This is a genomic window from Erwinia sp. STN24 (assembly GCF_041320675.1).
GTDB lineage: Bacteria > Pseudomonadota > Gammaproteobacteria > Enterobacterales > Enterobacteriaceae > Erwinia > Erwinia aeris.
Window position 1 is genome coordinate 152,733 of record NZ_JBGGPM010000004.1, and the last position, 26,464, is coordinate 179,196.

Genomic DNA, 26,464 nt, shown 5'->3' on the forward strand with positions numbered 1-26,464 from the left:
AATCATTTCTACATTTAACCTGATGCCTAAAAAACAGACAAACAGTGGTGGATAGCTGGATTGCATCCGCAAGTTACTTTATAATCCCGCGCCACAGGCCCCTTAGCTCAGTGGTTAGAGCAGGCGACTCATAATCGCTTGGTCGCTGGTTCAAGTCCAGCAGGGGCCACCAGAATTTTCCTGTTAAATCAGGGCATTAAGCCACCTTTCGAGGGTGGCTTTTTTGTTTGTGCTTTGTGAGTGGCGATGAAATGGCGATAGGTTTTTGCTTTTGCAGAATGCAGGCACAAAAATCCCGTTTTTCTTATCATGCAAAATCGTCTTTATTCATAGATTCTCATGTAACAGCATTAAGCCATAGCAACCATGCCCGAGCATGGTCGAAATTATCACAAAAGAGAGGAAATACATGCAGCACAATGTACTCACGCTTACTGGATCAATAGGCTTTTGAGCAAGGCGTAGAGCTGCGGCTTATACAGCCGGGCAAGCCGACCCAGAACGGTTTTATTGAGAGTTTTAACGGGCGATTTAGAGATAACTCACTGAATAAGCACCGCTTCAGCGATATAGTTCACGCCAGGAAAAAGATTAATGACTGGCGGCAGGATTATAACGAGTGTCGTCCACATTCATCGCTAAATTACCAGGCCGCGGCTGAATTTTCAGCGGGCTGGCGAAACAAGAAATATGAAGGAAAACTAACCGACCTTACTAACTGAAGGTTGTATCTAATCCTGGAAGCAGGTCAATTGACATAACGCATCATCTGTCAGGCATCATACGGTTAACTTAGCAGCACAAACGCCAGTTATGACGATCCATATCTCACCTTTCCCCTCCTTCCACTAGAGTCAACTGACTCTTGATGATATAAGGACAAGCTGCTAACACATTCCAGGCATTGTGCTTAAACATCAGAGTAATTATTATGAATTCAGATACATTGAAAGGCCTACAGGCACTCCGAGGGCTGGCAGCCTTGAGCGTCATGTTTTTCCATTTCCGTTGGAATATCAATGATGTCTGGCCAGGCATGGGTGACAAACTATTTGGCTGGGGAGCTACAGGCGTTGACCTTTTTTTTCTGATAAGTGGTTTTGTCATTACCTTGACGGCAAAAAAAGCGCACCTGACTTTACAGGATCCTTTAATTTCCTGAAGCGACGTGCATTAAGAATAGCTCCCGCTTACTATATTATTTTTCTAATTACATTCTTTTTATCTGGCGCAATGAGTACATTCCACTACCCGGATAAAACTCAAAACTTTATTAGCGCTTTGTTTTTCCAACCAATATATCCTGACCATGCGCCATTCTATGTTGATGATAGTGGAATGTATGGTATTCGGTGGAGCCTAAATTATGAAATATACTTTTACTTAATTATAGGTATTTTAATGATAACGCCTTTTCGCTGGCTAACTACATGTTTATACTTCTCTCTCACATTAGTCGGGTTACCAATAATGGCAGAGAAAGGGTTTTCATTTTCAGCAGAAGGTTACCATACTGATTCAGCATTTTTTGGCCTTATTACTAATCCAATAATATTTCTTTTTCTTGCCGGAATGCTTGTAGGCCATACTTACCCGATAATTAAACGTCTTAACGGTACCATAATGAGCATATTGCTTATATGCTCGTTAGCGTTAGCTTTTGTCATGTTCTGTGATGGACGATTTATTAGTCATGGCCTTCTAAGTTCGGGGTGGATTTATCTGTTAATCATGATATTTACAATTGGATCAGAGAAAAAAATTGGAAAATTTACACCTTCTTTTTTGGTTCGATTAGGTGATATATCATTCTCTCTTTACCTTGTTCATACTCTCATGAATGCTGGCATTGGCAAAAGGCTGGAAAAATTCGGGATTGAAAATGGCCCTGAGAGATTTTTGCTCTCCTGTGTACTTTCATTAGTGCTCGCATGGCTTTCATGGCGATTTATCGAAGCGCCTTTTCTAAATAAAAAAAAGCATAATGCAAAAAAAAGTGAATCAACCGGCCCGACATTTTAAATATAGTTGTCGGCGGAATAAATCTATCGTATTGTGAAATAAAAAAATTAAAACCTGCGATATGCAGGTTTTAATTTATATGTAATTCAATATGAATAAAGCTCACCGCTGATGAAACGCTACAAAACTGCTCTTATTTCTAATTAAGTGAAGTAAGGGTTAGCCTGTTAATAATAAAAAATCACGCCTTTTCTCATAGCGCTAAAACCCGCCGGACTATGCTAAACCGGCCGCCTGTATCGGCCTGCCGCAGCGCAGCTTTGCCAGCACCAATATGAAACATTAGTGCTGTCCGGCCCGATGTCGTTTGATCTTCTTCCTGACCAATGATAACAATTATCATTTATTGAGTTAGCCGGACGGTCCTGAATGAATACCTCTACCCCTTCTTCCTGCTGCATCGTCGGCGCCGGCCCGGCCGGGCTGATGCTAGGTTATCTGCTGGCGCGCAACGGCATTCCTGTGACGGTACTGGAAAAACACGGGGATTTTTTACGGGATTTTCGTGGCGATACCATCCATCCCTCTACGCTGGAAATTATCTGGCGGCTGGGCTTTCTGGATGAGTTTCTGGCGCTGCCGCACCAAAAAGCAGAAAAGCTCTACGGCGAGATCGATGGCCAGCCGGCTACGATGGCGGACTTCACTCGTCTGCCTACCCGCTGTAAATATATCGCTTTTATGCCGCAGTGGGATTTTCTGAACTTCCTGCACGCTAAAGCCTTACAGCTGCCCGGTTTTCAGCTGATCCAGAACGCGAAGGTTGACGCATTAATTGAAGAGCAGGGTCAGATCAAAGGCGTTAAGGCGACAGTGGAAGGCGAAGCGCGCGAATTCCGCAGCGATCTTGTTATTGGCTGCGATGGCCGCCATTCCGTTATTCGGGCGCTCGCTGGCCTGGAAGTGCAGCGTTTCGGTTCGCCACGGGATGTTCTGTGGATGAAGGTGGCTAAACAAGCCGACGATCCTGAATGGTCGCCGGGCCATCGTGGGCCTAAGAACCATTTTATAATGATTGATCGCGGCGACTACTGGCAGTGCGGCTATTCGATTACCCAGGGCAGCTTTACTGCTTTGCAGGAAACCGGACTTTCCGCTTTTCTGCAGCAGGTTGCCAGCGCTTCGCCATTTTCCCTTGAGCGACTCCAGCTGGAAATTGCCGACTGGGATCGGGTTAAGCTGCTGGAGATCCGCATCGACCGTTTGCAGCAGTGGGCCAAACCTGGCCTGCTGTGTATTGGGGATGCCGCGCACGCCATGTCGCCCATCGGCGGCGTGGGGGTCAACCTGGCGATCCAGGATGCCGTAGCGACCGCTAATCTTCTGTCAGGACCTTTGAGAAAGGGTTCACTGACTTTGAAAGACCTGGAGAAAGTCCAGCGGCGGCGCGCTTTCGCTACCTGGGCTACGCAGTCGCTGCAAATAATGATTAGCAAGGCGGGGAAAAAGCCTCGACGCAAGCCGCCCGGTCGTATGGAGCTTTGGCTGCGTCGTCGCCCTTTCCTGCCATTTTTGTTCGGCAGGCTGATAGGGATGGGATTTTATCGTGAGCTGCCTGAAGAAGCGCAGAAATGAAAGCGGCCCCGCAGGGCCGCATTTAATCAGCTGGCGGGCGGTGTTTTGCCTTCCTCAATAAACTCTGGGTCCAGCTCTTCGCTGTTGCCTTCATGATCGCGTCCGGAAAGCAGGTTCCAGCAGGCAATAAACATTGCGGCAATCAGCGGGCCAATGACAAAACCGTTGATGCCGTAGATTTCCATTCCGCCTAACGTAGAAATGAGGATCAGATAATCCGGCATCTTAGTGTCTTTGCCTACCAGCAACGGCCGCAGGAAGTTATCCACCAGGCCTACAATCACCACAAAGAAAGCGACCAGGAAAATGCCTTTCCAAATTAATCCGGTAGAGAAAAAGAAGATGGCGGCGGGCACCCAGACAATAGCCGAACCTACGGCCGGCACCAGCGACAGGAAAGCAATCAGCGCGCCCCACAGCAGGCTGGCATCAATGCCGGTCACGTAGAAGGCGAAGCCACCAAGCGCGCCCTGCACCACCGCTACCACGACCGTGCCTTTTACCGTGGCGCGGGCCACCGCAGCGAACTTCGCCAGCAGATGGTGTTTTGCATAGCGTGAAAGCGGCAGCGATTTCAGAATAATGTTGACCAGCCAGGAGCCGTCTTTCAGCAGGAAAAACAGCAGGTAAAGCATGATACCGAAGCCTAAAGCAAAGCTCAGGCTGCTTTTCCCGATCAGGAACACGCTGCCGGCCAGATACTGGCTGCCCCGCAACGCAACCTGAGAAAGCTTCTGCTGAATGCCGCCCACGGTATTCAGCTGATGATCGGCCAGGTAATTTTGTGCCCATTGCGGAAGATGGTGCACCGTATTCGTCATCATTGTCGGTAGCGGCGTGCTGTTAGCCTGAATTTTGCTGTAAACGATGTTGAACTCAACCGCCAGCGACGAGAGGATCAGCGCCAGCGGCGTAATAACGATCAGACAGATAATCGCCACGGTCACCAGGGAGGCGGCGCCGTTTCTTTCTCCCATCCACTGGCGGATTTTGTTTTTCATCGGATGGAAAATGACCGCCAGGATCGCTGCCCACAACACAGCAGAATAATAAGGTTGCAGCACCTCGAAAAAAGCGACGGTCACGATAAGCAGGATTAAGAGAAAAAATCCTTTGGTCAGGCCGGGAAATCTCATTTTATGCTCTCTGAAGCAAGAATTTGCTAACGCAGCATAGAGGGCTGTGCTGGTTTTGCAATACCAGTACAAAGGTGAGGCCGTACGTCCGGCCCTTTTATCCACGCTTTTTTCCGCATATGGCTTTAGTGCCGTAAAAAAACTCTCTTTGCAGCAGTGGTATAACGAGATGCTGATGGCAATCAGGCAACCTGACACACATCCCTCTCCTGAGCTTCCTTCTCCGTTGCTTTCCAGCGGGTAAAAGGCTACCTTCATGTTGTCTGACATAAGGGTTGGCCTCACTTTGATAATATCGGGTGGGGCCTTTCTCTTTCTGTCCTTTGCTATGCCCGGGACCGAAAGATCCAGAGCACCCGCCGCGCAGTTTACCCCTTTCCCTTTGTTATCCCACCGGCAAAGCGCAGAGTTGCGTGACGGCTCGGCAATTCCTGCAACGGCGTCAACGGATCGCATTCCCGATCGTGGGGTCGATCAAAAAATACCGTACTGACCGTTAAAACAGAGCCGCCACAAATATAATCCGCAAGTCCATTTATCAATATTTATGGCCCTAAAAAAAAGAGTAACGTACAAAAAGAAGGGTGCTCGTGGATCATGCCGCAACAGGCGGCGGGACTACGCCCGCCGCCGGGTCGCCTTACCTTCCGGATTCGTAAGCCAGGCTGGCGACAACCTCCGTTCCTCCCTGTCTGATATGCAGTTCACACAGCGAGCCGCGCGTTATCCATGTAAATATCAGTACCGTTACACAGAAGATGAGCAGGCTCAAAAAGAGTAACTTTGCTGCCTTCATTGGCTTCCTTCTCCGTTGCTTTTCAGCGGGTAAAAGGCTACCTTTATGTTGTTGGACATAAGGGTTGGCCTCACTTTGATAATATCGGGTGGGGCCTTTCTCTTTCTGTCCCTTGCCATGCCCGGGACCGAAAGATCCAGAGCACCCGCCGCGCAGTTTACCCCTTTTCCCTTGTTATCCCACCGGCAAAACGCAGAGTTGCGTGACGGCTCGGCAATTCCTGCAACGGCGTCCGGGGAGCCAACACTCAGCTGTGGGGTCAATCAAATAACAGCGATCCGAACGTTATAAAAAGGTCCGCTATAAAATGTAAAATTTTAGTTTTTAATAATATGCACTTGGTACGAAAAGAAGGATGAAAGTACCTGAAGGTTAAAAGCTTCAGCGATGATGGCGCAACGGCTGAGTTCAGCCTCCACCGAATCTACCGAATCTACCGATTCCGTTAACTCTAACGACCGCACCAAAGCCATCAATTCCAACGACTCCACCAAGTCCAGCGACCATACCAAATCTATCAAGTCCACCAAGTCCACCAAGTCCACCAAGTCCACCAAGTCCAACCACTCTACCAGGTCCAACGACTACACCAAGTCCAACCACTCTACCCATTCCAACGACTACACCAGGTCCACCCACTTCCGTTTTATCCAATTAGCCGGGCATACATCACAATTTTATCTGCACCGCTTTCGGAAACAGGGCGCCGCCGCTACAGTGGAACTCATCCGACCACTTTGACGATCGCAACTATGAGCCGCTCACTTTTTTCGCCTTTGGATTTAGGGTTCACCCAGTTAAAAAACCGTGTGCTGATGGGATCGATGCATACCGGGCTGGAGGAGCATCCCGACGGCCCGCGCCGCCTGGCGGCTTTTTATGCGGAACGCGCGGCCGCAGGCGTGGCGCTGATTGTTACCGGCGGGATTTCTCCCTCGGCGGAAGGCGTGGTCACGGCTGGCGCTTCCGTCCTCAACCATCCTGACCAGCTTGCGCACCACCGCGTAGTCACCGAAGCCGTGCATCAGGCCGGCGGCAAGATTGCGCTGCAGATTTTACATGCTGGTCGTTACAGCTATCAGCCAGGCCTGGTTGCGCCGTCCGCATTACAGGCGCCAATCAATCCCTTTAAGCCAGCCGTGCTGAGTCATGAGAGCATCCTGACGCTTATCGCTGATTTTGCGCGCTGTGCCGCACTGGCGAAACAGGCAGGCTACGACGGCGTGGAAATCATGGGTTCAGAAGGCTACCTGATTAACCAATTTCTGGCTGCCAGAACCAATCAGCGCGACGACGAATGGGGCGGCGACGAGCAGCGGCGCATGCGGTTCGCGCTGGAAATCGTGCGGGCGGTTCGTCAGGCGGTCGGCGAGGCGTTTATCATTATCTATCGCCTGTCGATGCTCGACCTGGTGGAACAGGGCAACACGCTACCGCAGACGGTGCGGCTGGCACAAGCCATAGAAAAAGCGGGCGCGACGCTGATTAATACCGGCATAGGCTGGCACGAGGCGCGCATTCCCACTATTGCCACCTCCGTTCCGCGCGGCGCTTTCGGCTGGGTGACAAAGCAGCTGAAGCAGCACCTGACCGTGCCGCTGATTACCACTAACCGCATCAATCATCCGGACGTGGCGCAGGCTTTGCTGGATGAAGGCTGCGCCGATATGGTGTCGATGGCGCGTCCTTTCCTGGCCGATGCGGCCTTTGTACGTAAGGCGCAGGAAGGCCGCAGCGATGAAATCAATACCTGCATCGGCTGCAACCAGGCGTGCCTGGATCAGATATTTGCAGGCAAGCTGACCTCCTGCCTCGTTAATCCGCGTGCCTGCCACGAAACCGAAATGGCGATCGCGCCCGCGGCAAAGCCGCAAAACCTGGCCGTAGTCGGTGCCGGGCCGGCCGGACTGGCTTTTGCGGTAAATGCTGCCGCACGAGGACATCGCGTCACGCTGTTCGATCGGGCAGCCGTTATCGGTGGTCAGTTTACGCTTGCCAGGCAAATTCCGGGCAAAGAGGAGTTCAGCGAGACGCTACGCTATTACACGCGCCAGCTGATGCTGAATAACGTTACGCTGCGGCTTAATCATGCCGTCACGGCAGAAGATCTGGCCGGATATGACCAGGTGGTGCTGGCAACCGGCGTATCGCCGCGCACGCCGGAAATCCCCGGTATCGACCATCCCAGCGTGCTGAGCTATCTGGCGGTGCTGCGCGATAAAAAACCGGTGGGCAAGCGCGTGGCGATTATCGGTGCGGGCGGTATTGGTTTTGATATTGCCGAGTATCTGACCCAGCACGGCGAGCCAACCAGTCAGAACATCGCCGCTTTCTGTCAGGAATGGGGCATTGACCGCACGCTGCAACAGCCTGGTGGCCTGACAACGCCGCAGCCGCCGCAGAGCGAGCGCCAAATCTGGCTGCTTCAGCGCAGGCCAGGCAAACCCGGCGCCAGCCTTGGCAAAACCACCGGCTGGATCCATCGCGCCAGCCTACAGATGCGTCAGGTCAAGATGTGGGGCGACGTGCAGTATCTGAAAATTGACGATGACGGCCTGCATATTCTGCATCAGGGCGAGCCGGTTCTGCTGGCGGTGGATAACGTGGTGATCTGCGCGGGCCAGCAGTCCGATCGTCGTCTGGCGGAAGCGCTGGGCGACCGTCCGGTGCACATTATCGGCGGCGCGGATCGCGCGTTAGAGCTGGATGCACGGCGCGCTATCGCCCAGGGCACGCGGCTGGCATTAACGATTTAGCCACACCAGCGCGGCGAAGCTTTTCCCGGCGGCGGCAACAAAAGTTATCCGCCGTTCACATCGCCAGGTTAAGCTGTCAGGACTCAGGACATCCGTTAAAAAGGTCGCCCGATGCCGCACGCTTACCATTCCACCCTGCTCTCTTCTCTTGCCTGGCTCGATCATGCTTTTCAGCCCGCTGGCGAGCCGCCGCCGCCGGAAAGCATCATGAATCGTCAGCGCCACACGGCTAATGTCCTGCTGAGCAGCGAAGCGCTGCCGGTGAAAAGCCACGAGGCCGACGGCCTGATTGCCACAGATTTGTACCCCGTTGCGGTCTATACCGCCGACTGCCTGCCGGTGCTGATCGCCGACGTGCGGCAGAAGCAGGTCGCCGCCGTTCATGCCGGGCTGAACGGCGCGCTAAAAGGCGTGCTCATTCAGGCTATCCATCGGCTTTGCGAGCGCGGTGCAACGCCGGACAGCCTGTATCTTGCCGTTGGCCCGTCGATTGGGCCGTGCTGTTATGAACTGGGCGAGGATCGCATCGCGGCTATGCGTCAGGAAAACCCGCACGACCTGCGGCCGTTGCTGGCGTACTCCACGCGGCAATATCGCAATCCGCAGGCGGTAAGAGCGCAGGCGATTGGCACCACGCAGGGCGTCTGGTTCGATCTGCCGCTGCTGGCGAAACGCATGGCGATGCGCGCAGGCGTGCCGGAAGCGCAAATCGAGCTGAGCGGCATCTGCACCTATTGTATGGCGGAAGAACAGGCGAGCTATCGCCGCAACGGCCATTTTCAGCATGGCTATCAGCAGCGATATGCCTGGATCAGGCGGCGTTAACGCAGTTTTACCGAACGCAGGATCACAAACTTTTGGTTAGAGGCGACGGTGGTGCAGTTGCCGAACAGCTTCTTCATTTTGCGATAGTAGTCGAGATGACGGTTGCCGACGATGCGCAGCTCGCCGCCGTATTGCAGACAGCGGCGCGCATCGCGGAACATCTGCCAGGCAATATGATCGGTCAGCGTGTTCTGCTGATGGAAAGGCGGATTGCAAAGCACCGCATGCAGGCGATCGGAAGGGAAACCGGCCAGCGAGTTATTGACCGCAAAGTGGCTGCGCGCCATGTCCTGCGGGCGGTTAACCTCCACGTTCATCCGGCTGCTGGCAACCGCCATCCAGGATTCATCAACGAAATGCACTTCCGCCGTGGGATTCTGCTCCAGCGCCATCAGGCCGATTACGCCGTTGCCGCAGCCCAGATCGACAATTTCACCGTCGATATTATCCGGCAGATGCGCCATAAAGAAACGCGCGCCGACGTCCAGCCCGCTGCGGGCAAACACGTTGGCGTGGTTATGAATGTGGTAAGGCGTGCCGTCCAGCGGCCAGCTGTAGGTTTCCGCGCCTGCGGCCAGTTCCGGCAGCGCTGGCGTACAGTAGATCAGCCGCGCTTTTTTTACCGCCAGCGACGTGGTGGTTTTCCCCAGCACGCGCTCGAACAGCTGTAGCGTCGAGGTATGAATATCTTTTGCTTTACCCGCCGCGATAACCTGCGTTTCCGGCGTTACCACATGGCGCAGCGCGCGCAGCTGTTGCTCCAGCAGCGCAAGGGATTTAGGGATTTTTATAAGCACGCGGGCCGGGCTGGCGGGCAGCGCGGCCAGGCTGTCCAGAAAATGCACGTCGCCTTCGTCCATGCCGTTTTCCAGCAGGTTCTGCCGCGTCGCCTGCTGGCTGATCCACGAGTCGCTGATGCTAAAAAGTTCTTCGCCCACCAGCGCACAGGCCAGCGCGCCAAAGGTGTCGTTAAAGATCAGCGTCGTGCCGTTGGCAGGCTTGTCCGCAACCTGTTGCAGCAAATATTCATCGGCGGCGTCCCACGCCTGTAACGGGCTTTCTTCACGCATCTGGGGAAAACGGTGCAGCGTCAGCGTGCGGTGGCTCAGTTCGAATTGGCTCATGGGATCTCCGGCTGGATAAAAATTCCCGCGAGTTATCCCCTAAAATGCGCCGACAGTAAATGTTTTTCTTGTTCAGGCGAGAGTTGCGACCGCTGTCACCTTTTCTTCTTTTGTCGCCACCGTGCCGCGCTGACTTTGTTATCGCCTGAAATTGCTGATTTTTTCCTGACGGATCCGCGCTGCCTGCGGCTGCCGTCAGCCGCGGGTTGCCTGATGCTGATGAATAATAGCGAGAATGTCCTCAATGGTTGCGTTTAACAGCCGACCTTCCCGATAGGCCTGTAGCTCGGCTTCACCGCCGTGGATCGCTTTTTCCGGTCTTTCCACAAAAGTGCCGATCGGCTCAAACTTCTCATCCAGCACCACGGTAAAAGGGATCCGCACCTTATCCAGCGCCAGCGCGGGCAGCAGCGTACGTTCCGCCCGGCTTTTGCTGATAATCGCCTGGGAGATGGTCGGCTGTAGCTCGCTGATAAACTGCATCGCGGTCACGTTGCGCTGGCAGTCCGGACACCACAATTCCGCTGCGGTCAGCAGATAATAAGCGCCGCGCACCTGTTTTACCTGCTCCTTCAGCTCGCTGGAAACATACTCTTCCGAGTTCAGCTTCGCGCGCGCCTCTTTGACGGCGGCAATTTCGCCAGCCAGGCCGGTTTTGGCAAAAGCCTCAAAGCCCGCGCCCGCGCTGAACAGCTCTCTGTAATCGATCATGATGACTCCGAATCATTCACTAAACCGACAGTATGCGAAAAGGACTTAAGGCTTGCAACGTCACACGCCGTCGGCGCAAAGATCCCCCGGCGCGGCGTCCGCATGATAAAATCCGGCTTTCGACCATTATTTATGTGGGAGCGCCTGTGTCTTTACTCTATTTACAAGGTTATCCGGAGTCATTGCTGACTCAGGTGCAGCAGCTAATCGATCAGCAGCGCCTGGGCGAAGTGCTGCAAAAACGCTATCCCGACACGCACGCCATCACCAGCGACAAAGCGTTATATGACTACGCGCTGACGCTGAAAAATCAGGCCCTGCGTAACGCGCCGCCGCTGAATAAAGTGATTTACGACAGCAAAATCAAGGTAATGAAACACGCGCTGGGGCTGCACACCGCCATTTCCCGCGTGCAGGGCGGCAAGCTGAAGGCGAAGGCGGAAATCCGCGTGGCGACCATTTTTAAACAGGCGCCGGAGGCATTTTTACGCATGATCGTGGTACACGAGCTGGCGCACATTAAAGAGAAAGATCATAACAAGGCGTTTTATCAGCTTTGCTGCCATATGGAGCCACAGTATCACCAGCTGGAATTTGATACGCGCCTGTGGCTGACCGAACAGGCGCTGCGCGGCAGAGAAAGCTAGCGCCGCCGCGACGTGCCTCCGTGCTCGCCGCGACCTGCTGTCGCATTATAAAAAGTCCTTTGCTTTCTGGATCAGGCTGGTTTTGGTAAGCGCGCCCAGAAACTTGCGCTCGACAGGATTATTCAGCACCGGCAGACGCTCCAGCGTCACCCTGGCGAAGGCTTCCCAACCTTCCGTAATGGTTTGATTCTCAAAAATATAAGGGAAATTCTCGTCCGTTACGCAGCTTATCGGCGAGTTCAGCGTAATCTCCTTATCCAGCACCTTGCGCGAAATATCGTGGATCGACACCGCGCCCATAAACTGACCGGTTTCGTTAATCACATAGACGAAACGTTCGCGCTTCAGCGAGCTCACCGCCAGCGCCTTGCCGACGGGATCCTGCGGCTGTAGCGCCGCGCCGGAAACGATAAACTGCGAGATAATGCCGTTGTCAAAATCGAACTTGGCGTCCGAACGGCTGAAATGGCGCTGAATAACCGGATAGGTGCTGCTGGATTGCAGACGGTACACCACCATAAAAGCCAGCACGCAGGCGATCATGGTTGGAAACAGCAGGCTGCTGTTTAGCGTCATTTCCAGCACCATCAGCATCGCCATCAGCGGCGCCTGGCTGACCGAGGCCAGCACCGCGCCCATGCCCACAGCGGCGAAAATGACGACGTTATCCACCGGCAGCCCGGCCAGCGCGGCCAGGCTGGCAACCACCACGCCCAACAGCGCGCCGGTCAGCAGCGATGGCGTAAACAGCCCGCCGACAGCGTTGGAGCCAACCGAAATAGCCGTGGCCAGCATCTTTAACAGCAGCAGCGCAATCAGCCCTTTTAGCATAAAGCTGCCGGCCATGATCTCCACAATCACCTCATAGCCGTTGCCGAGCACCTTAGTGCTGCCGATAGCCAGCACGCCCACCATCACGCCACCCAGCCCCAGCCGCAGCGGCAGGCTTTTAACGCGGCTAAAGCGCTTACGGCTCTGCGCGATCAGCCAAATCAGCGTCCAGCCGGCCAGGCCCGCCAGCAGGCCAATCAGCACCGTCAGCAGCATGTTTTCCGGCGTCAGCGCAAACTGCGCGTGGGCAAAAGGGTAGATGGCGGAACGATAGCCCAGCGCGGACATGGTCAGCACGGCCACGCCAGCCGAGATAATCAGCGGGATCAGCCGCTGTAAGGCGGAAATGCCGAACGCGATTTCCGCCACAAAGATAGCCGAGGCAAGCGGCGCATGATAAACGGAAGAGAGCCCGGCTGCCGCGGCCATCGCCACGACGTCCGTGTTCTTCAGCGGCAGATTTTTGAAGCAGAAGCGGCCCATCAGGCTGCCCACCAGCGCCGAAAGCTGCACCATCGGCCCCTCCTTACCAATGGACGCGCCGCTGCTGATGCTGGCGATGGAAGAGAGCGCGCGAAACAGCGAGGTTTTGGTCGGCACCGCGTCCAGCCTGGCGTTGATCACTTCCAGATAATCGGTGCGAACCGTCGCTTTCTGTTCAATAGCGGTGGCGTAGCGCAGAAAAAATCCGGCCAGTACCCCGCCGCCGCCGACAATCAGCGGCCACGTATACCAGGGCCAGACGCCGATAGCCTGGGTCACATCCTGACGGCTGCCGAACATCAGCAGATTGATGCCTTCTATCAGCAAGCGGAAACCCAGCGTCACCAGCGAAGCCGCCAGCCCCACAGGAATAGCGACCAGCAGGCTGGTCCAGTTAAGTGCATGTTTACTGCCTGTGGACATGAATTTTTTGACCTCGCCGCCGTTAACCTGCTCTTATCGTGAGAGAGGCAGCGTTAAAAATCAAATAGTCAGCGCGCCCGCCGCGCTTTTTTGCCTGCTACGCTGGTAGATAAGGTTACGGCGCGCACGGCGCCCGGCTCAATGAATCAACCGTTCGGGAAAAATTATGATCCGCTTCGCTGTTATTGGAACCAACTGGATTACGCGTCAGTTTGTCGACGCCGCGCACGAAACCGGGAAAATGAAGCTTACCGCCATTTATTCACGCACGCTGGAGCAGGCTCAGGCCTTCAGCCGCGACTATCCCGTTGAGCATTTTTTTACCTCTCTCGATCGGCTGGCGCAGTCGGAGGCGGTAGACGCCGTTTATATCGCCAGCCCCAACGCGCTGCACTGTCAGCAGGCGCTGCTGTTTTTACAGCACAAGAAGCACGTGATTTGCGAGAAGCCGCTTGCCTCTAACCTTCGCGAAGCGGAAGCGATGATCGCCTGCGCGCGCGCTAATCAGGTAGTACTGTTCGAAGCGTTTAAAACCGCCAGCCTGCCGAACTTTCACATTTTGCGCCAGGCGCTGCCGAAGGTCGGCAAGCTGCGCAAGGCGCTGTTTCGCTACTGCCAGTATTCATCACGCTATCAGCGCTATCTGGAGGGAGAGAACCCGAATACGTTTAATCCGGCCTGGTCAAACGGCTCGATAATGGATATCGGCTACTACTGCCTGGCAGCGGCGGTCAGCCTGTGGGGCGAGCCGGCGCGCGTGGTCGCCACGGCTTCGCTACTGGAGAGCGGCGTCGACGCCCACGGTACGGTGGTTATGAGCTACGACGGTTTCGACGTGACGCTGCTGCACTCCAAAGTCAGCCAGTCCGATCTGCCCGGCGAAATCCAGGGCGAAGCGGGATCGTTGGTTATCGGGCAGCTGGCCGACTGCCAGCAGATCCATTTCATACCGCGCGGCGCGAAGCCGCAGGATCTCAGCCAGCCTCAGCACATCAATACGTTACTGTACGAAGCGGAAACCTTTGTCCGGCTGGTGGAGGAACACGCTGTAGACCATCCGGGCCTGACCGTGACGCGCATCACGGCGGCGTTGCTGACGGAGATCCGTCGTCAGACCGGCGTGGTTTTTCCTGCCGATGCGCTGGCCGTCGTGTAAATATTGCTAAATATTTCTGCGTAAGATTGACCAATGTGCTCGCGGCCACTATCTTCACTGCTGCAAAGGGGAGTAACTTCTTCGTCGGTCAATCGTCATTACGGTGCGTAAGCGCCCGGTTGCCGGGCAGTCAGCAAGCTGACTGTAAGTGAGACCTTGCCGGAAGGCGAGGTTTGCTCACAGCAAAAATAGTGTGGCTGACGTCTTCCGACGTTGGCCATTTTATTTTTGACAGGACAAAACTATGAATACTGTAGGCACGCCGTTACTTTGGGGCAGCTTTGCTGTCGTGGTGGTGATTATGCTGGCCATCGATCTGCTGATGCAGGGGCGGCGCGGCGCGCAAACCATGTCGATGAAGCAGGCCGCCTTCTGGTCGCTGGTCTGGATTAGCCTCTCGCTGCTGTTCGCCGCCGGGCTGTGGTGGTATCTGAAAGAAACCGTCGGGCCGCAGATCGCCCATACGCAATCCCTCGCCTTTCTGACCGGTTACGTGCTGGAAAAAGCGCTGGCCGTCGATAACGTTTTCGTCTGGCTGATGCTGTTCAGCTACTTCTCTGTTCCTGCTGCGCTTCAGCGCCGCGTGCTGATTTACGGCGTGCTGGGCGCCATCGTGCTGCGTACCATCATGATTTTCGCCGGCAGCTGGCTGGTGTCGGAATTCAGCTGGATCCTCTACCTGTTCGGCGCGTTTCTGCTGTTTACCGGCGTCAAAATGGCGATGGCAGGCGGCGATGAAGGCGCGGTAGGCGATAAGCCGGTGGTGCGCTGGCTGCGTGGCCATCTGCGCATGACCGATAACCTGGAAGGCGAAAAGTTCTTTGTGCGCCGCAACGGCCTGCTCTACGCCACGCCGCTGCTGCTGGTGCTGATTATGGTCGAGCTGAGCGACGTTATTTTCGCCGTGGACAGCATTCCGGCTATTTTTGCCGTTACTACCGATCCCTTTATCGTCCTGACCTCTAACCTGTTCGCTATTCTTGGCCTGCGCGCGATGTACTTCCTGCTGGCTAACGTGGCGGAACGCTTCTCTATGCTGAAATATGGTCTGGCGATCGTGCTGATTTTTATCGGTATCAAGATGCTGATCGTCGATTTCTATCATATTCCGGTGGCGGTTTCGCTGAGCATCGTCGGCGGTATCCTGGCCATTACGCTGCTGATTAACGCTTTGGTTAACCGCCGCAACGATCGTTTAGCGCTGCGGAAATAACTTTTACCCTGACGTAACAGCCAGGCCCGACGGCAGAATATTCCGCCGCCGTCGGGCCACTTTTCGCTTCCCCTGCCAACACATTTCCTTATACTGCCTGCGCAAACACACCGATGCCGTCAGTTCAGCGCACACGACGCTGAGGCGCATTCCATCACTTTTACAGCTGGTTTTTATATGAGTAATGAAAAGAATCGTCCCGGCCTGTTGCAGCGTCTGATGCAGGCAGGCCTGGTTACGCAGATCTTGATCGGTCTGGTCGCTGGCGTGGCGCTGGCGTGGTTTTCCAAAGAGAGCGCGCTTTCCGTCAGCCTGTTCGGCTCACTGTTTGTCAGCGCGCTGAAAGCCGTAGCGCCGCTGCTGGTCATGGTGCTGGTGATCTCCTCTATCGCCAACCACAAGCAGGGCCAGAAAACCTCTATCCGCCCTATCGTGATACTGTATTTGCTGAGCACGTTTTTTGCCGCCGTGCTGGCTGTGGCGTTCAGCCATTTGCTGCCGCAGACGCTGACGCTGAGCGCCGCCAATAATGAAATCACGCCGCCGTCCGGTATCCTGGCCGTCTTAAACGGCCTGTTGATGAGCATGGTTTCCAACCCGATCGACGCGCTGATGCATGCCAACTATATCGGCATCCTGGTGTGGGCGATTGGCCTGGGCTTCGCTTTCCGCCACAGCAGCGACACCACGCGCGCTTTCCTGAATGATGCCTCCGACGCCGTGACTTATCTGGTGCGTATCGTGATCCGCTTCGCTCCTGTCGGTATTTTCGGCCTTGTGGCGTCGATTCTGGCCTCTACCGGCTTTTCGGCGCTGTGGCAGTACGCGCATCTGCTTGCCCTGCTGTTGGGCTGTATGCTGCTGATGGCGCTGGTTATCAACCCCATCCTGGTCTACTGGAAGATCCGCCGTAATCCTTACCCGCTGGTCTTTACCTGCCTGCGGGAAAGCGGCGTCACCGCCTTCTTTACCCGCAGTTCGGCGGCCAATATCCCGGTAAATATGGCGCTGGCGAAGAAGCTTAATCTGGATGAAGACACCTATTCCGTCTCGATCCCCGTGGGCGCCAATATCAGTATGGCGGGCGCGTCCATCACCATTACCGTGCTGACGCTGGCGGCGGTGAATACGCTGGGCATCCATGTAGATATCGGCACCTCGATCCTGCTTAGCCTTGTGGCCTCCATCTGCGCCTGCGGCGCGTCCGGCGTGGCGGGCGGTTCGCTGCTGCTGATCCCCGTCGCCTGCAATATGTTCGGCATCCCTAACGATGTGGCGATGCAGGTGGTAGCCGTAGGCTTTATTATCGGCGTTCTGCAGGACTCCGCCGAAACGGCGCTGAATTCTTCCGCCGATATTCTGTTTACCGCCGCGGCCTGCATGGCCGAAGAGCGTCGGGTAGAACAAAAAGCTTAACCGGCGGCGCCGTCAAAAGATGGCGCCCTGCTCAGCGAGAAATCCTGCCCTGCCGAACGGGTGGGGTTTCTCGCCCTGTCGCGCAGCGTTACGCGCCCGCTATAAAGTCACCCCGCTTTTAAAAATCGCCAGTTCGCGAAAATCATTCAGCTCGTTTCTGGTCTGACGGCCGCAGGCGATTTCTACCAGCAGATCGATAAATTTTTCCAGTAGCGTCGTCATCTCCACGCCCTGAAGCAAAGGCCCGGCATCAAAATCGATCCAGTGCGGTTTCTTCGCCGCCAGTTCGCTGTTGGTCGCCAGCTTAACGGTGGGCACAAAGCCGCCGTAGGGCGTGCCCCTGCCGGTACTGAACAGCACCATATGACAGCCCGCCGCCGCCAGCGCGCTGGTCGCCACGGCATCATTGCCCGGCGCGCTGAGTAAATTCAGCCCCGGCTTGCGTACGCGCTCGCCATATTTCAGCACGTCCACCACCTGGCTCCGACCCGCTTTCTGCGTGCAGCCCAGCGACTTTTCCTCCAGGGTAGTGATGCCGCCCGCTTTGTTGCCCGGCGAAGGGTTTTCAAAAACGGGCTGGTGGTGCTGCAGGAAATAACGCTTGAAATCGTTAATCATATCGACAGTTTTGCGAAAGGTTGCTTCGTCCCGACAGCGGTTCATCAGGGTCTGTTCGGCGCCAAACATTTCAGGCACTTCCGTCAGCACGGTGGTGCCGCCGTTGGCTATCACCTCGTCTGAGAAACGCCCCAGCAAGGGGTTAGCGGTAATGCCGGAAAGGCCATCCGAGCCGCCGCATTCCAGGCCAAACGTCAGCTCGCTTAGCCGTCCAGCCTCGCGGCGATCGTTGCGCATCGCTTTATACAGGCGACGCAGTTGAGCCAGCCCGGCTTCTACTTCATCATCGTGCTGCTGTAGCGTCATAAAGCCGACGCGATCGGCATCGACTTCGCCCAGCGTCTCGCGAAAAGCATCGATCTGATTGTTTTCGCAGCCCAAACCTATCACCAGTACCGCGCCGGCATTTGGATGGCGCACCATATTTTGCAGCAGGGTGCGCGTATTGAGATGGTCTTCTCCCAGCTGCGAGCAGCCATACGGATGGGTGAAGAGGAAAACGCCGTCAATATCTGTCGCGCCCTCGCTTTCTGCCATAAAGCGGGCCACCATTTGCCTTGCTATACCGTTGACGCAGCCAACCGTTGGCAGGAGCCAGAGTTCGTTACGAATGGCGGGCCTGCCGTCACGGCGGCGGTAAATCTGCACTTCGCGATCGCCAGCCGGTTTTGGCAGCGTGACGAAATCCGGCCGATAGCGATAGGCATTTACGTCCCCAAGATTGGTACAGAGGTTATGAGAATGGACCCCTTCCCCTGCGGCGATCGCCTGGGTGGCATGCCCAACAGGCAGGCCATATTTTATAACCGGCTCATCCACAGCCAGCGGTAAAAGGGCGAACTTGTGCCCACGCGCGACAGGCTGTTGCAACACGATTACGTGCCGGTTTGCTTCCAGCGCCTCGCCTTCCGCCAGGTCAGCCAGCGCGACGGCGACGTTATCTTCAGGATCGATCCGGATATAACGCTGCATAATGTTTTCCTCAGCTAAGCGGGGCTGGCGTATGCCCTTGCTGATAAGTCGTGGCACAAATACCGTTACCCTTGCGGTCAGTCCCGGTACGGCATTGCGCTCCTTCCCCGGTATTGCGTTTCGCCCAGGGCGTTTTCTGTCCGTACTGGTAGCGGAGCCGCAACGGTTCAGGACGGCGGTTACAGCTCAACGGCAAAATAGTCGCGCGCATTGTTAAAACAGATGTTTTCCACCATTTTGCCCAGCAGATTGAGATCGGCCGGTGCTTCACCGTTATCCACCCAGCCACCGATGGTTTCACACAGCAGGCGACGGAAATATTCATGCCGCGTGTAGGAGAGAAAGCTGCGGCTGTCGGTTAACATGCCAACGAAACGGCTGAGCATGCCCATTTGCGCCAGCTGCGTCAGCTGTCGCGTCATGCCGTCTTTCTGATCGTTGAACCACCACGCGGAACCGAACTGCATTTTGCCCGGCGCTCCTTCGCCTTGAAAATTGCCGGCCATCGTGGCGATAACTTCGTTATCCCGTGGGTTCAGGCAGTAGAGAATGGTTTTTGGCAGCGCATCCTTTCGGTGCTGGGCATCCAGCAAACGCGCCAGCGGTACGGCGATCGGAGCGTCGTTAACAGAGTCATAGCCCACGTCCGGCCCCAGCCGCGCAAACTGACGACTGTTGGCGTTACGCAATGCGCCGATATGATACTGCTGAACCCAGCCGCGCTGAGCATACTGCGCACCAAGCCATACCAGCACCGCCGTTTTAAATTGCGCAATCTCCAGCTCGTTCGGGCTTTTTCCGGCAAGACGCCGCGCCAGGATGCCGTCCAGCGTGGCTTCGTCCGCATCGGCATACAGCACAACATCCAGCGCATGGTCGGCAATTTTACAGCCGTGAGCGGCAAAATGGTCAAGCCGGCGGCTGAGTGCCTGACGGAGATCGTCGAAGCGGACAATATCCGTATCGCTAACCGCAGCCAGTTTTTGCAGATAGTCACAGAAGCCGCCAGCCTCCAGATTTAACGCCTTATCAGGACGCCAGCCTGGCAATATTTTGACAGTGAAGCTGGCATCTTCAGCGAGCAGGCGATGGTAGCGCAGGTCGTCGACCGGATCGTCGGTCGTGCCCGCCATTTTCACATTCATCTGCTGCATGATACCGCGGGCGCTGAACGCATCCTGTGCCAACAGCGCGTTGCACCGCGACCATATTTCTTCCGCCGTTTCCGACGACAGCAGCGTGTCCGTAATGCCAAAAGGTCGACGCAGCTCAAGATGCGTCCAGTGGTAAAGAGGATTGCCAATAGTATCGGGCACCGTGCTGGCCCAGGCGGCAAACTTCTCACGATCGCTGCCGTTACCGGTAATCAGCGCTTCCGGTACGCCATTCGCCCGCATCGCTCGCCATTTGTAATGATCGCCTTTTAGCCAGATGTCATACAGATTTTTGAATCGATAATCCTCGGCAATCTGCTGCGGCGGCAGATGGCAGTGGTAGTCAAAAATGGGCTGCCCGGCCGCAAACTCATGGTACAAGCGGCGCGCAAACTCCCCCGACAGCAAAAAATCTTCCTGCATAAAACCCGACATACCCTTCTCCTGTGGTCAACATCCTTTGCTGCAAAGTTATCATACCAATTATTGAGATACGGCGTAATTTTGTGCAACCCCGATCACAAAAATGCCATTTACGCCTGACGGCGTTGCCGGGATAAAAAATAACCTATTGATTAATATGATATTAAAAAAACATTAGCCGCCTGGGCTGCAATTGTGACGTTTCTCTCCTTTAGAATCTGTATGACAAGTTATTGTTGCGGCATTCAGCCTCCTGACACTACGGCGGTTGGAGAGTTAACGTGCGGGTGCCAACCAGCAAGCCGTCCCGCGTTGAAAAGGAAGCCATAAATCAATAGGGATTAGAAAAAGCGGGAGAATTTTATGCGTAAAATCAAAGGACTGCGTTGGTATATGATAGGTCTGGTCACGCTGGGCACCGTGCTGGGCTACCTGACACGCAATACGATTGCCGTTGCCGCGCCTACGCTGGAATCACAGCTGCATATCACGACCCAGCAGTACTCCTATATCGTCGCCGCCTATTCGGCCTGCTATACCGTGATGCAACCCGTCGCGGGTTATATCCTTGACGTGCTGGGAACGAAAGTGGGTTACGCTCTGTTTGCCATTCTTTGGGCGATTTTTTGCGGAGCCACGGCGTTGGCCAATAGCTGGACGGGACTGGCGCTGGCTCGTGCCGCCGTAGGCGCGGCAGAGGCAGCGATGATCCCCGCCGGATTAAAAGCCAGCAGCGAATGGTTTCCGGCCAAAGAACGATCTATCGCGGTAGGCTATTTTAATGTCGGCTCGTCCATTGGCGCCATGCTGGCACCGCCTCTGGTTGTCTGGGCTATCGTGGCGCACAGCTGGCAGATGGCCTTTATTGTTACCGCCATCCTTAGCTTTATCTGGGCGTTATGCTGGCTGATTTTTTATCAGCATCCAAAAGATCATAAAAAACTGCATGAAACCGAGCGTCGGTACATTCTTTCAGGCCAGGAAGCGCACCATCAGGTCAGCAATGCGACCAAAATGAGCGCCTGGCAAATTGTTCGCAGCAGGCAATTCTGGGGGATCGCGCTACCGCGCTTTCTGGCTGAGCCCGCATGGGGAACGTTCAACGCCTGGATCCCCCTGTTTATGTTTCGGGCCTACGGCTTCAATCTGAAAGAAATTGCGCTGTTCGCCTGGATGCCGATGCTGTTCGCCGATCTTGGTTGCATCATCGGTGGCTATCTACCGCCGCTGTTCCAGCGCTGGTTCGGTGTCAATCTTATCGTCTCGCGTAAGCTGGTGGTTACTATGGGCGCGCTCCTGATGATTGCTCCCGGCACCATTGGCTTATTTAGCAGTCCCTACACCGCGATTGCCCTGCTTTGCGTAGGCGGCTTTGCTCATCAGGCGCTGTCGGGCGCGTTAATAACCCTTTCCTCCGATGTGTTTGGCCGCAATGAAGTGGCGACCGCCAATGGCCTGACGGGGATGGCGGCCTGGAGCGCCAGCACGCTGTTTGCGTTGATCGTCGGCGCCCTGGCGGACACGCTGGGATTCAGTCCGCTGTTCGCCGTGCTGGCGCTGATGGATGTGCTTGGCGCAGTAGCTATCTGGACATTATTAAGCAACCAACCCGCAGTCGATCAGAAGCAGCAGAGCGTCAGGTCGGCCGGGGCCGCCGCGCGCTAGTCCGGGTTTCTCCCGCCCGGCGGAAGTGGTATAACAAATTCCATCATTGTGCGGCAGGAGAAAGATTATGGTGTTGGCCGAATCCCGACGTCTTTACCAGCAGCTCGCTGCGGAATTTAAACGTCGTCTGGAGGAAGGGGTTTATGCCGTTGGCGAGAAATTACCGGCTGAACGCTTTATTGCAGAAGAAATGGGCGTCAGCCGCACTGTGGTGCGTGAAGCGATCATCATGCTGGAAGTAGAAGGATACGTTGAGGTACGCAAAGGCTCAGGTATCCATGTGATCTCACAACACCAGAGAAACAGCGTCGTTCCGGACGAACAGTCAGAATTTGCCAGCTTTGGCCCGTTTGAACAGCTACAGGCTCGCCAGCTGATTGAAAGCAATGTGGCAGAGTTTGCCGCCACTCAGGTAACCCGGCAGGATATTCAGCAGTTAATGGAAATCCAGCAGCAGGCCAGAAAAGAAGATCGCTTCCGTGATTCAGAATGGGATTTAAAATTCCATGTGCAGATTGCCCGCGCCACGCAAAACGGCGCGCTGGCCGCTATTGTAGAAAAAATGTGGCTGCACCGTTTGCACAACCCCTACTGGCTGAAACTGCATGAACACATTGACGACAGCGCTATGGAAAGCTGGTGTGACGATCACGATCGCATACTTAACGCCTTGATGCGTAAAGATCCGGCCGGCAGCAAGCTGGCCATGTGGCAGCACCTTGAACATACCCGCCAGATGCTGTTTAAAGCCACTTCAGACGATTTTGAACCCAGCATCGATCGTTACATGTTTACTGAAAATCCCGTTGTCGCCATCAAAGGCATCTCTGTGACCGATAAGTAAGGGTTTTGCCGCCGCCAGGCGGCGAAATTATTGCAGTTAACCCTCTAATTATGTCAGCCTGTGTAAAACTCCTTTGCACCTCCTGATTGCGCCTGTACAACAACGGTAATGCTGGCTTTGCCCAGGCTGATCAGACCGCATTCATAACGATTTGACGGCCCGGTGTATCAAGCCCGACAGGCCGTTTATTTTCACCTATGTTTCTTTTTTTCGTGTTAAGACCAGGTTCCGCACGCATACTAACTACAACCATTTGTGATGAACTTTGCCGGAACATGGCGAAAATGCTATTCAGGGACACTTTATGGATATTTTAAAAGCGCTGGTCCATGCCCTCTGGCACCAGGATTATGTCATGCTGGCCGATCCCTCCTTGGTCTGGGCAATCTATTTAGTGCTGTTTATGATCTTATTTCTGGAAAATGGCCTGCTTCCTGCCGCTTTCCTGCCGGGCGACAGCCTGCTGATCCTGGTCGGCGTGCTGATTGCCAAAGGCACGATGAATTTTCCGCTTACGCTGCTGGTATTGACTACCGCCGCCAGCCTGGGCTGCTGGGTAGGCTATATTCAGGGGCGCTGGCTGGGCAATACGGCCACGGTGCAGCGCTGGCTCGCCCATCTACCCGCGCAGTACCATCAGCGCGCGCACGCTTTGTTCCATCGCCACGGGCTTTCGGCCCTGTTGATTGGCCGCTTTATCGCTTTTGTCCGCACGCTGCTGCCGACCATTGCCGGGCTGTCGGGCTTAAACAACGCGCGCTTTCAGTTCTTCAACTGGGTGAGCGGGCTGCTTTGGGTACTGATCCTGACGGTGCTGGGCTTTGCGCTGGGCAGAACGCCTCTTTTTCAGCGGTATGAAGATCAGCTGATGGCTTGCCTGATGATGCTGCCGCTGATTTTATTGGTTGTCGGCCTGTTTGGGTCGCTTTATGTTTTATGGAAAAAGAAACGCACTATGAATGAGAAAGGAAACTCATGATGAAAAATTACGCTTCCCGCAAACGAATACTGGGCCTGGTGGCGCTGGCATCGGTTGCGCTGACAATGATTGCGCTTTTGCCTGCCCTGTTTGGCGGTGAAACGGCGCTGCAAATTCGGGCCTCTCGCCAGGGTATTACGGTGCCGGACGGCTTCTATGTCTATCAGCGGCTGAACGCGGAAGGCATCCATATTAAAAGCATCACGCCGGATAAAAACACGCTGGTGATTAAATTTGATTCACAGGAGCAAAGTACCGCCGCCGAGAAAGTGCTGCGCCGCCTGCTGCCGGAAGGCTTTGATATCGCTCAGCTCGAACAATCTTCTGAGTGGCTCAGCCGCATCAGCCCGCATAAGCAGAGCATTGGCTAAGAAACGTGCCCGGCAGTGCCACTTCCGGGCCTCTATCCTTAAGAATCTTCTCTCTTTTTGAGCTTTCCGCATTTCCTGACTATGCTTAACTGGCCGGCGTAAGCGGCAAGCATGACAGGATTAACGGGGTTGTATCAGCGAACCCAAACAATGGAAGGTCACTTTATGAAATACCGCACGATCCTTGGCCTCAGCCTTTTATCCCTGACCACTTTCGCTCAGGCGGCAGACTCGCTGTGCCTGCAAAAAGAGCAGGACATTCAGCACGAGATCGATTTAGCCCGTCAGCACGACAACCAGCGCCGCGTTACTGGTCTGGAGCGGGCGTTGACGGAGGCTCGCGCGGGCTGTACGGACGACAAACTGAAGGCGAGCCATCAGGAAAAGATCGATGAGCTGCAGCAGAAAGTGGAAGAGCGGCAAAAAGAGCTGAACCAGGAGAGAGCGGATGGCGATGATAAAGAGAAAATCGCTAAACGTGAACGCAAGCTGGCAGAAGCAAAACGTGAACTGAAGGAAGTCCAGGCCGCCCCTTACTGAGGCAGGCAGGATTCTCATTACTGATTATAAAGGAGTTTGTTATGTCAAAAGATATCACTTCCGATCATCTGCGTGCGGAATTAAAGAATCTGGCGGATACGCTGGAAGAAGTGCTGAGCAACACCACTGACAAATCAAAAAACGAGCTGGACAAGCTGCGTAGCAAAGCACAGAGCGCGCTGAAAGATACGCGCGCACGTTTAGGCGACTCCGGCGATCGCCTCGCCAAAACTTCGCGTGAAGTTGCCGATAATGCGGACGTTTACGTGCGCGAAAATCCATGGACCAGCGTGGGCATCGGTGCCGCTATCGGCGTAGTGCTGGGCGTGCTGCTGACGCGTCGATAACAATGAAAGATTCCCAGCAAAGCCAGGGCCCAGGCAAAGGGGTCATCAACATCGGGCAGCGCCTCGTCACCACTCTGGTCGGGATTGTAGAAACCCGCGTCAGGCTGGCCGTCGTGGAGCTGGAAGAAGAGAAGGCGAACCTGATCCAGCTGTTGATCATGGTCGGGCTGACCATGCTCTTTACCGCTTTTGGCCTGATGAGCCTGATGGTGCTCATTATCTGGGCGGTGGATGCACAGTATCGCCTGATGGCTATCGGCATTACCACGGCGGTGCTTTTTGCATTAGCGCTGTTCTTTGGACTCTGGACGCTGGCCAAATCTCGTCGTTCCACCCTTCTGGGCGCTACCCGTAAAGAACTGAAATCCGATCGTAAGCTACTGGAGAACGATTAATGAGCCGCGAGCGTGACGAGCGTAAGGCCGAACTGCTGCGTCAGATCCAACAGCAGCGGCTCGATCTCAGCATTCAAAAGAAATTCTGGCTGGAAAGTACCGCCCGTTACGATCGCGGCTGGCTAACGCTGCTCAGCCTGAAGCGTTATATTGCGGTCGGCAGCGGCCTGGCGGCTATCTGGTCGGTGCGTAATCCACGCCGTATTACCCGCTGGGCCAAGCGCGGCCTGGGTATCTGGAGTACGGTGCGTATGGTACGCAACTTCCTGCCGGGCCGCTGATGCTTTCTGTTCTTTTTCAGGTTCGGCCTCGCTGAACCTGAATACTCAATTTTTCTGAAGAACTTTGACAGTTTAACTCGCTTACAATCCTCTCTCCTGACGAATATTATCTTCTGCAACGACCGGGAATTAACGCGTATTCAGCGTCACGACCGGGCTTCATGCGGCCAGGAGCTTTTCCGGCCAGATAAAATTTATCGGGGTTTAACATGAAAAAATTAGAAGATATCGGCTTTCTGGTCGCGCGTATTTTGATGCCTGTCCTGTTTATCGTGGCGGGCTGGGGAAAAATTACCGGTTATGCGGGCACGCAACAGTATATGGAAGCAATGGGCGTACCGGGCTTTTTACTGCCGCTGACCATTTTGCTGGAGTTCGGCGGCGGTCTGGCTATCCTGTTTGGCTTCCTGACGCGCTTTACCGCTATCTCCACCGCTATTTTTACGCTGATTACCGCATTTGTGTTTCACAGTAATTTCAGCGTGGACGGTAACTCTATTAACTTTATGAAAAATATGAGTATCTCTGGTGGTTATCTGCTGCTGTTTATTACCGGCCCTGGCGCATACAGCCTCGACCGCTTAATTAAAAGAAAAAAATAAAAAATGATGAAAGCAGGGCTTTATGCCCTGCTTTCAATAAGCGCCAGCGTATCTGATTAAAAGATTAACCAATTTCTTAACCAGACGACTATAACGTTAATTTTTCTGTATGGTATAAAAATAATACCAGGAGATGTGACTCTCCGAACCAGACCGCTA

General features: G+C 54.7%; 25 protein-coding genes, 1 tRNA gene and 1 pseudogene. 20 read left to right on the top strand and 7 right to left on the bottom strand.

The annotated features are described in order from the left end of the window. Window positions 1-96: 96 nt before the first annotated feature. The 5 genes and pseudogenes from ACA373_RS15355 to ACA373_RS15375 all read left to right on the top strand — a co-directional run bounded on the left by ACA373_RS15355 (window position 97) and on the right by ACA373_RS15375 (window position 3,597). Window positions 97-172 (top strand) — tRNA-Ile (locus ACA373_RS15355). A gap of 274 nt (window positions 173-446) precedes the next feature. Next, a pseudogene (locus tag ACA373_RS15360) lies at window positions 447-722 on the top strand (transposase); the annotation flags it as partial. A gap of 209 nt (window positions 723-931) precedes the next feature. Then, a complete protein-coding gene (locus tag ACA373_RS15365; protein WP_370734770.1) occupies window positions 932-1,162 on the top strand; it encodes an acyltransferase family protein in 231 nt (76 codons plus the stop codon). A 38-nt stretch (window positions 1,163-1,200) separates the two neighbouring features. Continuing rightward, window positions 1,201-2,022 carry an acyltransferase family protein gene (locus ACA373_RS15370; RefSeq protein ID WP_370734834.1) on the top strand — a complete coding sequence of 274 codons (822 nt, stop codon included), beginning with the start codon at window positions 1,201-1,203 and terminating at the stop codon, window positions 2,020-2,022. Between the two features lie 369 nt (window positions 2,023-2,391). Further along, entirely contained in the window at window positions 2,392-3,597 is a 1,206-nt protein-coding gene (locus tag ACA373_RS15375; RefSeq protein ID WP_370734771.1) for an FAD-dependent oxidoreductase, read from the top strand. Between the two features lie 26 nt (window positions 3,598-3,623). Here ACA373_RS15375 and ACA373_RS15380 read toward each other — a convergent pair whose 3' ends face one another. Both ACA373_RS15380 and ACA373_RS15385 read right to left on the bottom strand, forming a co-directional pair. Further along, on the bottom strand, window positions 3,624-4,733 hold the full coding sequence (locus tag ACA373_RS15380) for an AI-2E family transporter (RefSeq protein WP_253455732.1): 1,110 nt from the start codon (window positions 4,731-4,733) through the stop codon (window positions 3,624-3,626). A 640-nt stretch (window positions 4,734-5,373) separates the two neighbouring features. Continuing rightward, entirely contained in the window at window positions 5,374-5,529 is a 156-nt protein-coding gene (locus ACA373_RS15385) for a Hok/Gef family protein (protein ID WP_253455735.1), read from the bottom strand. A gap of 752 nt (window positions 5,530-6,281) precedes the next feature. Here ACA373_RS15385 and ACA373_RS15390 point away from each other — a divergent pair. Both ACA373_RS15390 and ACA373_RS15395 read left to right on the top strand, forming a co-directional pair. Further along, complete coding sequence (locus ACA373_RS15390) at window positions 6,282-8,285, top strand: FAD-dependent oxidoreductase (protein WP_370734772.1); 2,004 nt, start codon at window positions 6,282-6,284, stop codon at window positions 8,283-8,285. Window positions 8,286-8,396: 111 nt separating this feature from the next. Then, complete coding sequence (locus tag ACA373_RS15395) at window positions 8,397-9,110, top strand: polyphenol oxidase family protein (protein WP_301252952.1); 714 nt, start codon at window positions 8,397-8,399, stop codon at window positions 9,108-9,110. Here the strand turns inward: ACA373_RS15395 and rlmG are convergent. Together rlmG and ACA373_RS15405 are read right to left on the bottom strand one after the other, a co-directional pair. Then, window positions 9,107-10,234 carry a 23S rRNA (guanine(1835)-N(2))-methyltransferase RlmG gene (gene rlmG / locus ACA373_RS15400; protein ID WP_253455741.1) on the bottom strand — a complete coding sequence of 376 codons (1,128 nt, stop codon included), beginning with the start codon at window positions 10,232-10,234 and terminating at the stop codon, window positions 9,107-9,109. The genes ACA373_RS15395 and rlmG overlap by 4 nt on opposite strands. A 195-nt stretch (window positions 10,235-10,429) precedes the next feature. Next, window positions 10,430-10,945 carry a thioredoxin family protein gene (locus ACA373_RS15405; protein WP_253455743.1) on the bottom strand — a complete coding sequence of 172 codons (516 nt, stop codon included), beginning with the start codon at window positions 10,943-10,945 and terminating at the stop codon, window positions 10,430-10,432. A gap of 146 nt (window positions 10,946-11,091) precedes the next feature. Here ACA373_RS15405 and ACA373_RS15410 point away from each other — a divergent pair, with 146 nt between their 5' ends. Beyond that, the gene (locus ACA373_RS15410; protein ID WP_253455745.1) at window positions 11,092-11,592 is read left to right on the top strand and encodes a M48 family metallopeptidase; all 501 of its coding nucleotides are present in this window, start codon (window positions 11,092-11,094) and stop codon (window positions 11,590-11,592) included. 45 nt (window positions 11,593-11,637) lie between these two features. Here the strand turns inward: ACA373_RS15410 and ACA373_RS15415 are convergent, their stop codons facing one another. Then, window positions 11,638-13,329: a chloride channel protein gene (locus ACA373_RS15415; RefSeq protein WP_301252947.1), complete on the bottom strand. Its 1,692-nt coding sequence runs from the start codon at window positions 13,327-13,329 to the stop codon at window positions 11,638-11,640. Between the two features lie 166 nt (window positions 13,330-13,495). On the opposite strand from ACA373_RS15415, the gene ACA373_RS15420 reads away from it, so the two are divergent. From ACA373_RS15420 to sstT, 3 genes are all read left to right on the top strand, one after another. Next, window positions 13,496-14,485, top strand: a complete 990-nt coding sequence (locus ACA373_RS15420) for a Gfo/Idh/MocA family protein (protein ID WP_370734773.1) — start codon at window positions 13,496-13,498, stop codon at window positions 14,483-14,485. 244 nt (window positions 14,486-14,729) lie between these two features. Further along, on the top strand, window positions 14,730-15,698 hold the full coding sequence (locus ACA373_RS15425; protein WP_253455751.1) for a TerC family protein: 969 nt from the start codon (window positions 14,730-14,732) through the stop codon (window positions 15,696-15,698). A 177-nt stretch (window positions 15,699-15,875) separates the two neighbouring features. Then, a complete protein-coding gene (sstT, locus tag ACA373_RS15430; protein WP_253455753.1) occupies window positions 15,876-17,114 on the top strand; it encodes a serine/threonine transporter SstT in 1,239 nt (412 codons plus the stop codon). A 99-nt stretch (window positions 17,115-17,213) separates the two neighbouring features. On the opposite strand, the gene ACA373_RS15435 is transcribed toward sstT, so the two are convergent. Beyond that, window positions 17,214-18,704: a UxaA family hydrolase gene (locus ACA373_RS15435; protein ID WP_370734774.1), complete on the bottom strand. Its 1,491-nt coding sequence runs from the start codon at window positions 18,702-18,704 to the stop codon at window positions 17,214-17,216. Window positions 18,705-18,883: 179 nt separating this feature from the next. Then, window positions 18,884-20,293: a glucuronate isomerase gene (uxaC, locus tag ACA373_RS15440; protein WP_253455758.1), complete on the bottom strand. Its 1,410-nt coding sequence runs from the start codon at window positions 20,291-20,293 to the stop codon at window positions 18,884-18,886. Between the two features lie 351 nt (window positions 20,294-20,644). On the opposite strand from uxaC, the gene ACA373_RS15445 reads away from it, so the two are divergent. The 9 genes from ACA373_RS15445 (at window position 20,645) to ACA373_RS15485 (ending at window position 26,305) form a co-directional block, all read left to right on the top strand. Next, window positions 20,645-21,946: an MFS transporter gene (locus ACA373_RS15445; RefSeq protein WP_253455761.1), complete on the top strand. Its 1,302-nt coding sequence runs from the start codon at window positions 20,645-20,647 to the stop codon at window positions 21,944-21,946. A 67-nt stretch (window positions 21,947-22,013) separates the two neighbouring features. After that, window positions 22,014-22,790, top strand: a complete 777-nt coding sequence (exuR, locus tag ACA373_RS15450; RefSeq protein ID WP_370734775.1) for a transcriptional regulator ExuR — start codon at window positions 22,014-22,016, stop codon at window positions 22,788-22,790. Window positions 22,791-23,094: 304 nt separating this feature from the next. After that, window positions 23,095-23,769, top strand: a complete 675-nt coding sequence (locus ACA373_RS15455) for a DedA family protein (RefSeq protein WP_253455768.1) — start codon at window positions 23,095-23,097, stop codon at window positions 23,767-23,769. Then, complete coding sequence (mzrA, locus tag ACA373_RS15460; protein ID WP_253455772.1) at window positions 23,766-24,140, top strand: EnvZ/OmpR regulon moderator MzrA; 375 nt, start codon at window positions 23,766-23,768, stop codon at window positions 24,138-24,140. The genes ACA373_RS15455 and mzrA overlap by 4 nt, the downstream gene beginning before the upstream one ends. Before the next feature lie 165 nt (window positions 24,141-24,305). Then, on the top strand, window positions 24,306-24,680 hold the full coding sequence (locus tag ACA373_RS15465; RefSeq protein WP_148101255.1) for a DUF1090 domain-containing protein: 375 nt from the start codon (window positions 24,306-24,308) through the stop codon (window positions 24,678-24,680). 41 nt (window positions 24,681-24,721) lie between these two features. Continuing rightward, entirely contained in the window at window positions 24,722-25,027 is a 306-nt protein-coding gene (locus tag ACA373_RS15470; protein WP_125290365.1) for a YqjD family protein, read from the top strand. Between the two features lie 2 nt (window positions 25,028-25,029). Beyond that, a complete protein-coding gene (locus tag ACA373_RS15475) occupies window positions 25,030-25,422 on the top strand; it encodes a phage holin family protein (RefSeq protein ID WP_125290364.1) in 393 nt (130 codons plus the stop codon). Further along, window positions 25,422-25,703, top strand: coding sequence for a YqjK-like family protein (locus tag ACA373_RS15480; protein WP_253455775.1), 282 nt, complete (start codon window positions 25,422-25,424; stop codon window positions 25,701-25,703). The genes ACA373_RS15475 and ACA373_RS15480 overlap by 1 nt, the downstream gene beginning before the upstream one ends. 209 nt (window positions 25,704-25,912) lie before the next feature. Then, complete coding sequence (locus ACA373_RS15485) at window positions 25,913-26,305, top strand: DoxX family protein (protein WP_125290362.1); 393 nt, start codon at window positions 25,913-25,915, stop codon at window positions 26,303-26,305. The last annotated feature ends 159 nt before the right edge of the window (window positions 26,306-26,464 follow it).

What these genes read in the sequence shown, in the direction of transcription:
- ACA373_RS15415 (WP_301252947.1), bottom strand. Translation starts at nt 13,329, where the DNA reads ATGTCCACAGGCAGTAAACATGCACTTAACTGGACCAGCCTGCTGGTC.
- ACA373_RS15405 (WP_253455743.1), bottom strand. Translation starts at nt 10,945, where the DNA reads ATGATCGATTACAGAGAGCTGTTCAGCGCGGGCGCGGGCTTTGAGGCT.
- ACA373_RS15420 (WP_370734773.1), top strand. Translation starts at nt 13,496, where the DNA reads ATGATCCGCTTCGCTGTTATTGGAACCAACTGGATTACGCGTCAGTTT.
- ACA373_RS15475 (WP_125290364.1), top strand. Translation starts at nt 25,030, where the DNA reads ATGAAAGATTCCCAGCAAAGCCAGGGCCCAGGCAAAGGGGTCATCAAC.
- ACA373_RS15445 (WP_253455761.1), top strand. Translation starts at nt 20,645, where the DNA reads ATGCGTAAAATCAAAGGACTGCGTTGGTATATGATAGGTCTGGTCACG.
- ACA373_RS15455 (WP_253455768.1), top strand. Translation starts at nt 23,095, where the DNA reads ATGGATATTTTAAAAGCGCTGGTCCATGCCCTCTGGCACCAGGATTAT.
- ACA373_RS15480 (WP_253455775.1), top strand. Translation starts at nt 25,422, where the DNA reads ATGAGCCGCGAGCGTGACGAGCGTAAGGCCGAACTGCTGCGTCAGATC.
- ACA373_RS15425 (WP_253455751.1), top strand. Translation starts at nt 14,730, where the DNA reads ATGAATACTGTAGGCACGCCGTTACTTTGGGGCAGCTTTGCTGTCGTG.
- ACA373_RS15465 (WP_148101255.1), top strand. Translation starts at nt 24,306, where the DNA reads ATGAAATACCGCACGATCCTTGGCCTCAGCCTTTTATCCCTGACCACT.
- sstT (WP_253455753.1), top strand. Translation starts at nt 15,876, where the DNA reads ATGAGTAATGAAAAGAATCGTCCCGGCCTGTTGCAGCGTCTGATGCAG.
- ACA373_RS15365 (WP_370734770.1), top strand. Translation starts at nt 932, where the DNA reads ATGAATTCAGATACATTGAAAGGCCTACAGGCACTCCGAGGGCTGGCA.
- ACA373_RS15380 (WP_253455732.1), bottom strand. Translation starts at nt 4,733, where the DNA reads ATGAGATTTCCCGGCCTGACCAAAGGATTTTTTCTCTTAATCCTGCTT.
- uxaC (WP_253455758.1), bottom strand. Translation starts at nt 20,293, where the DNA reads ATGTCGGGTTTTATGCAGGAAGATTTTTTGCTGTCGGGGGAGTTTGCG.
- rlmG (WP_253455741.1), bottom strand. Translation starts at nt 10,234, where the DNA reads ATGAGCCAATTCGAACTGAGCCACCGCACGCTGACGCTGCACCGTTTT.
- ACA373_RS15435 (WP_370734774.1), bottom strand. Translation starts at nt 18,704, where the DNA reads ATGCAGCGTTATATCCGGATCGATCCTGAAGATAACGTCGCCGTCGCG.
- exuR (WP_370734775.1), top strand. Translation starts at nt 22,014, where the DNA reads ATGGTGTTGGCCGAATCCCGACGTCTTTACCAGCAGCTCGCTGCGGAA.
- ACA373_RS15470 (WP_125290365.1), top strand. Translation starts at nt 24,722, where the DNA reads ATGTCAAAAGATATCACTTCCGATCATCTGCGTGCGGAATTAAAGAAT.
- mzrA (WP_253455772.1), top strand. Translation starts at nt 23,766, where the DNA reads ATGATGAAAAATTACGCTTCCCGCAAACGAATACTGGGCCTGGTGGCG.
- ACA373_RS15375 (WP_370734771.1), top strand. Translation starts at nt 2,392, where the DNA reads ATGAATACCTCTACCCCTTCTTCCTGCTGCATCGTCGGCGCCGGCCCG.
- ACA373_RS15390 (WP_370734772.1), top strand. Translation starts at nt 6,282, where the DNA reads ATGAGCCGCTCACTTTTTTCGCCTTTGGATTTAGGGTTCACCCAGTTA.
- ACA373_RS15385 (WP_253455735.1), bottom strand. Translation starts at nt 5,529, where the DNA reads ATGAAGGCAGCAAAGTTACTCTTTTTGAGCCTGCTCATCTTCTGTGTA.
- ACA373_RS15485 (WP_125290362.1), top strand. Translation starts at nt 25,913, where the DNA reads ATGAAAAAATTAGAAGATATCGGCTTTCTGGTCGCGCGTATTTTGATG.
- ACA373_RS15395 (WP_301252952.1), top strand. Translation starts at nt 8,397, where the DNA reads ATGCCGCACGCTTACCATTCCACCCTGCTCTCTTCTCTTGCCTGGCTC.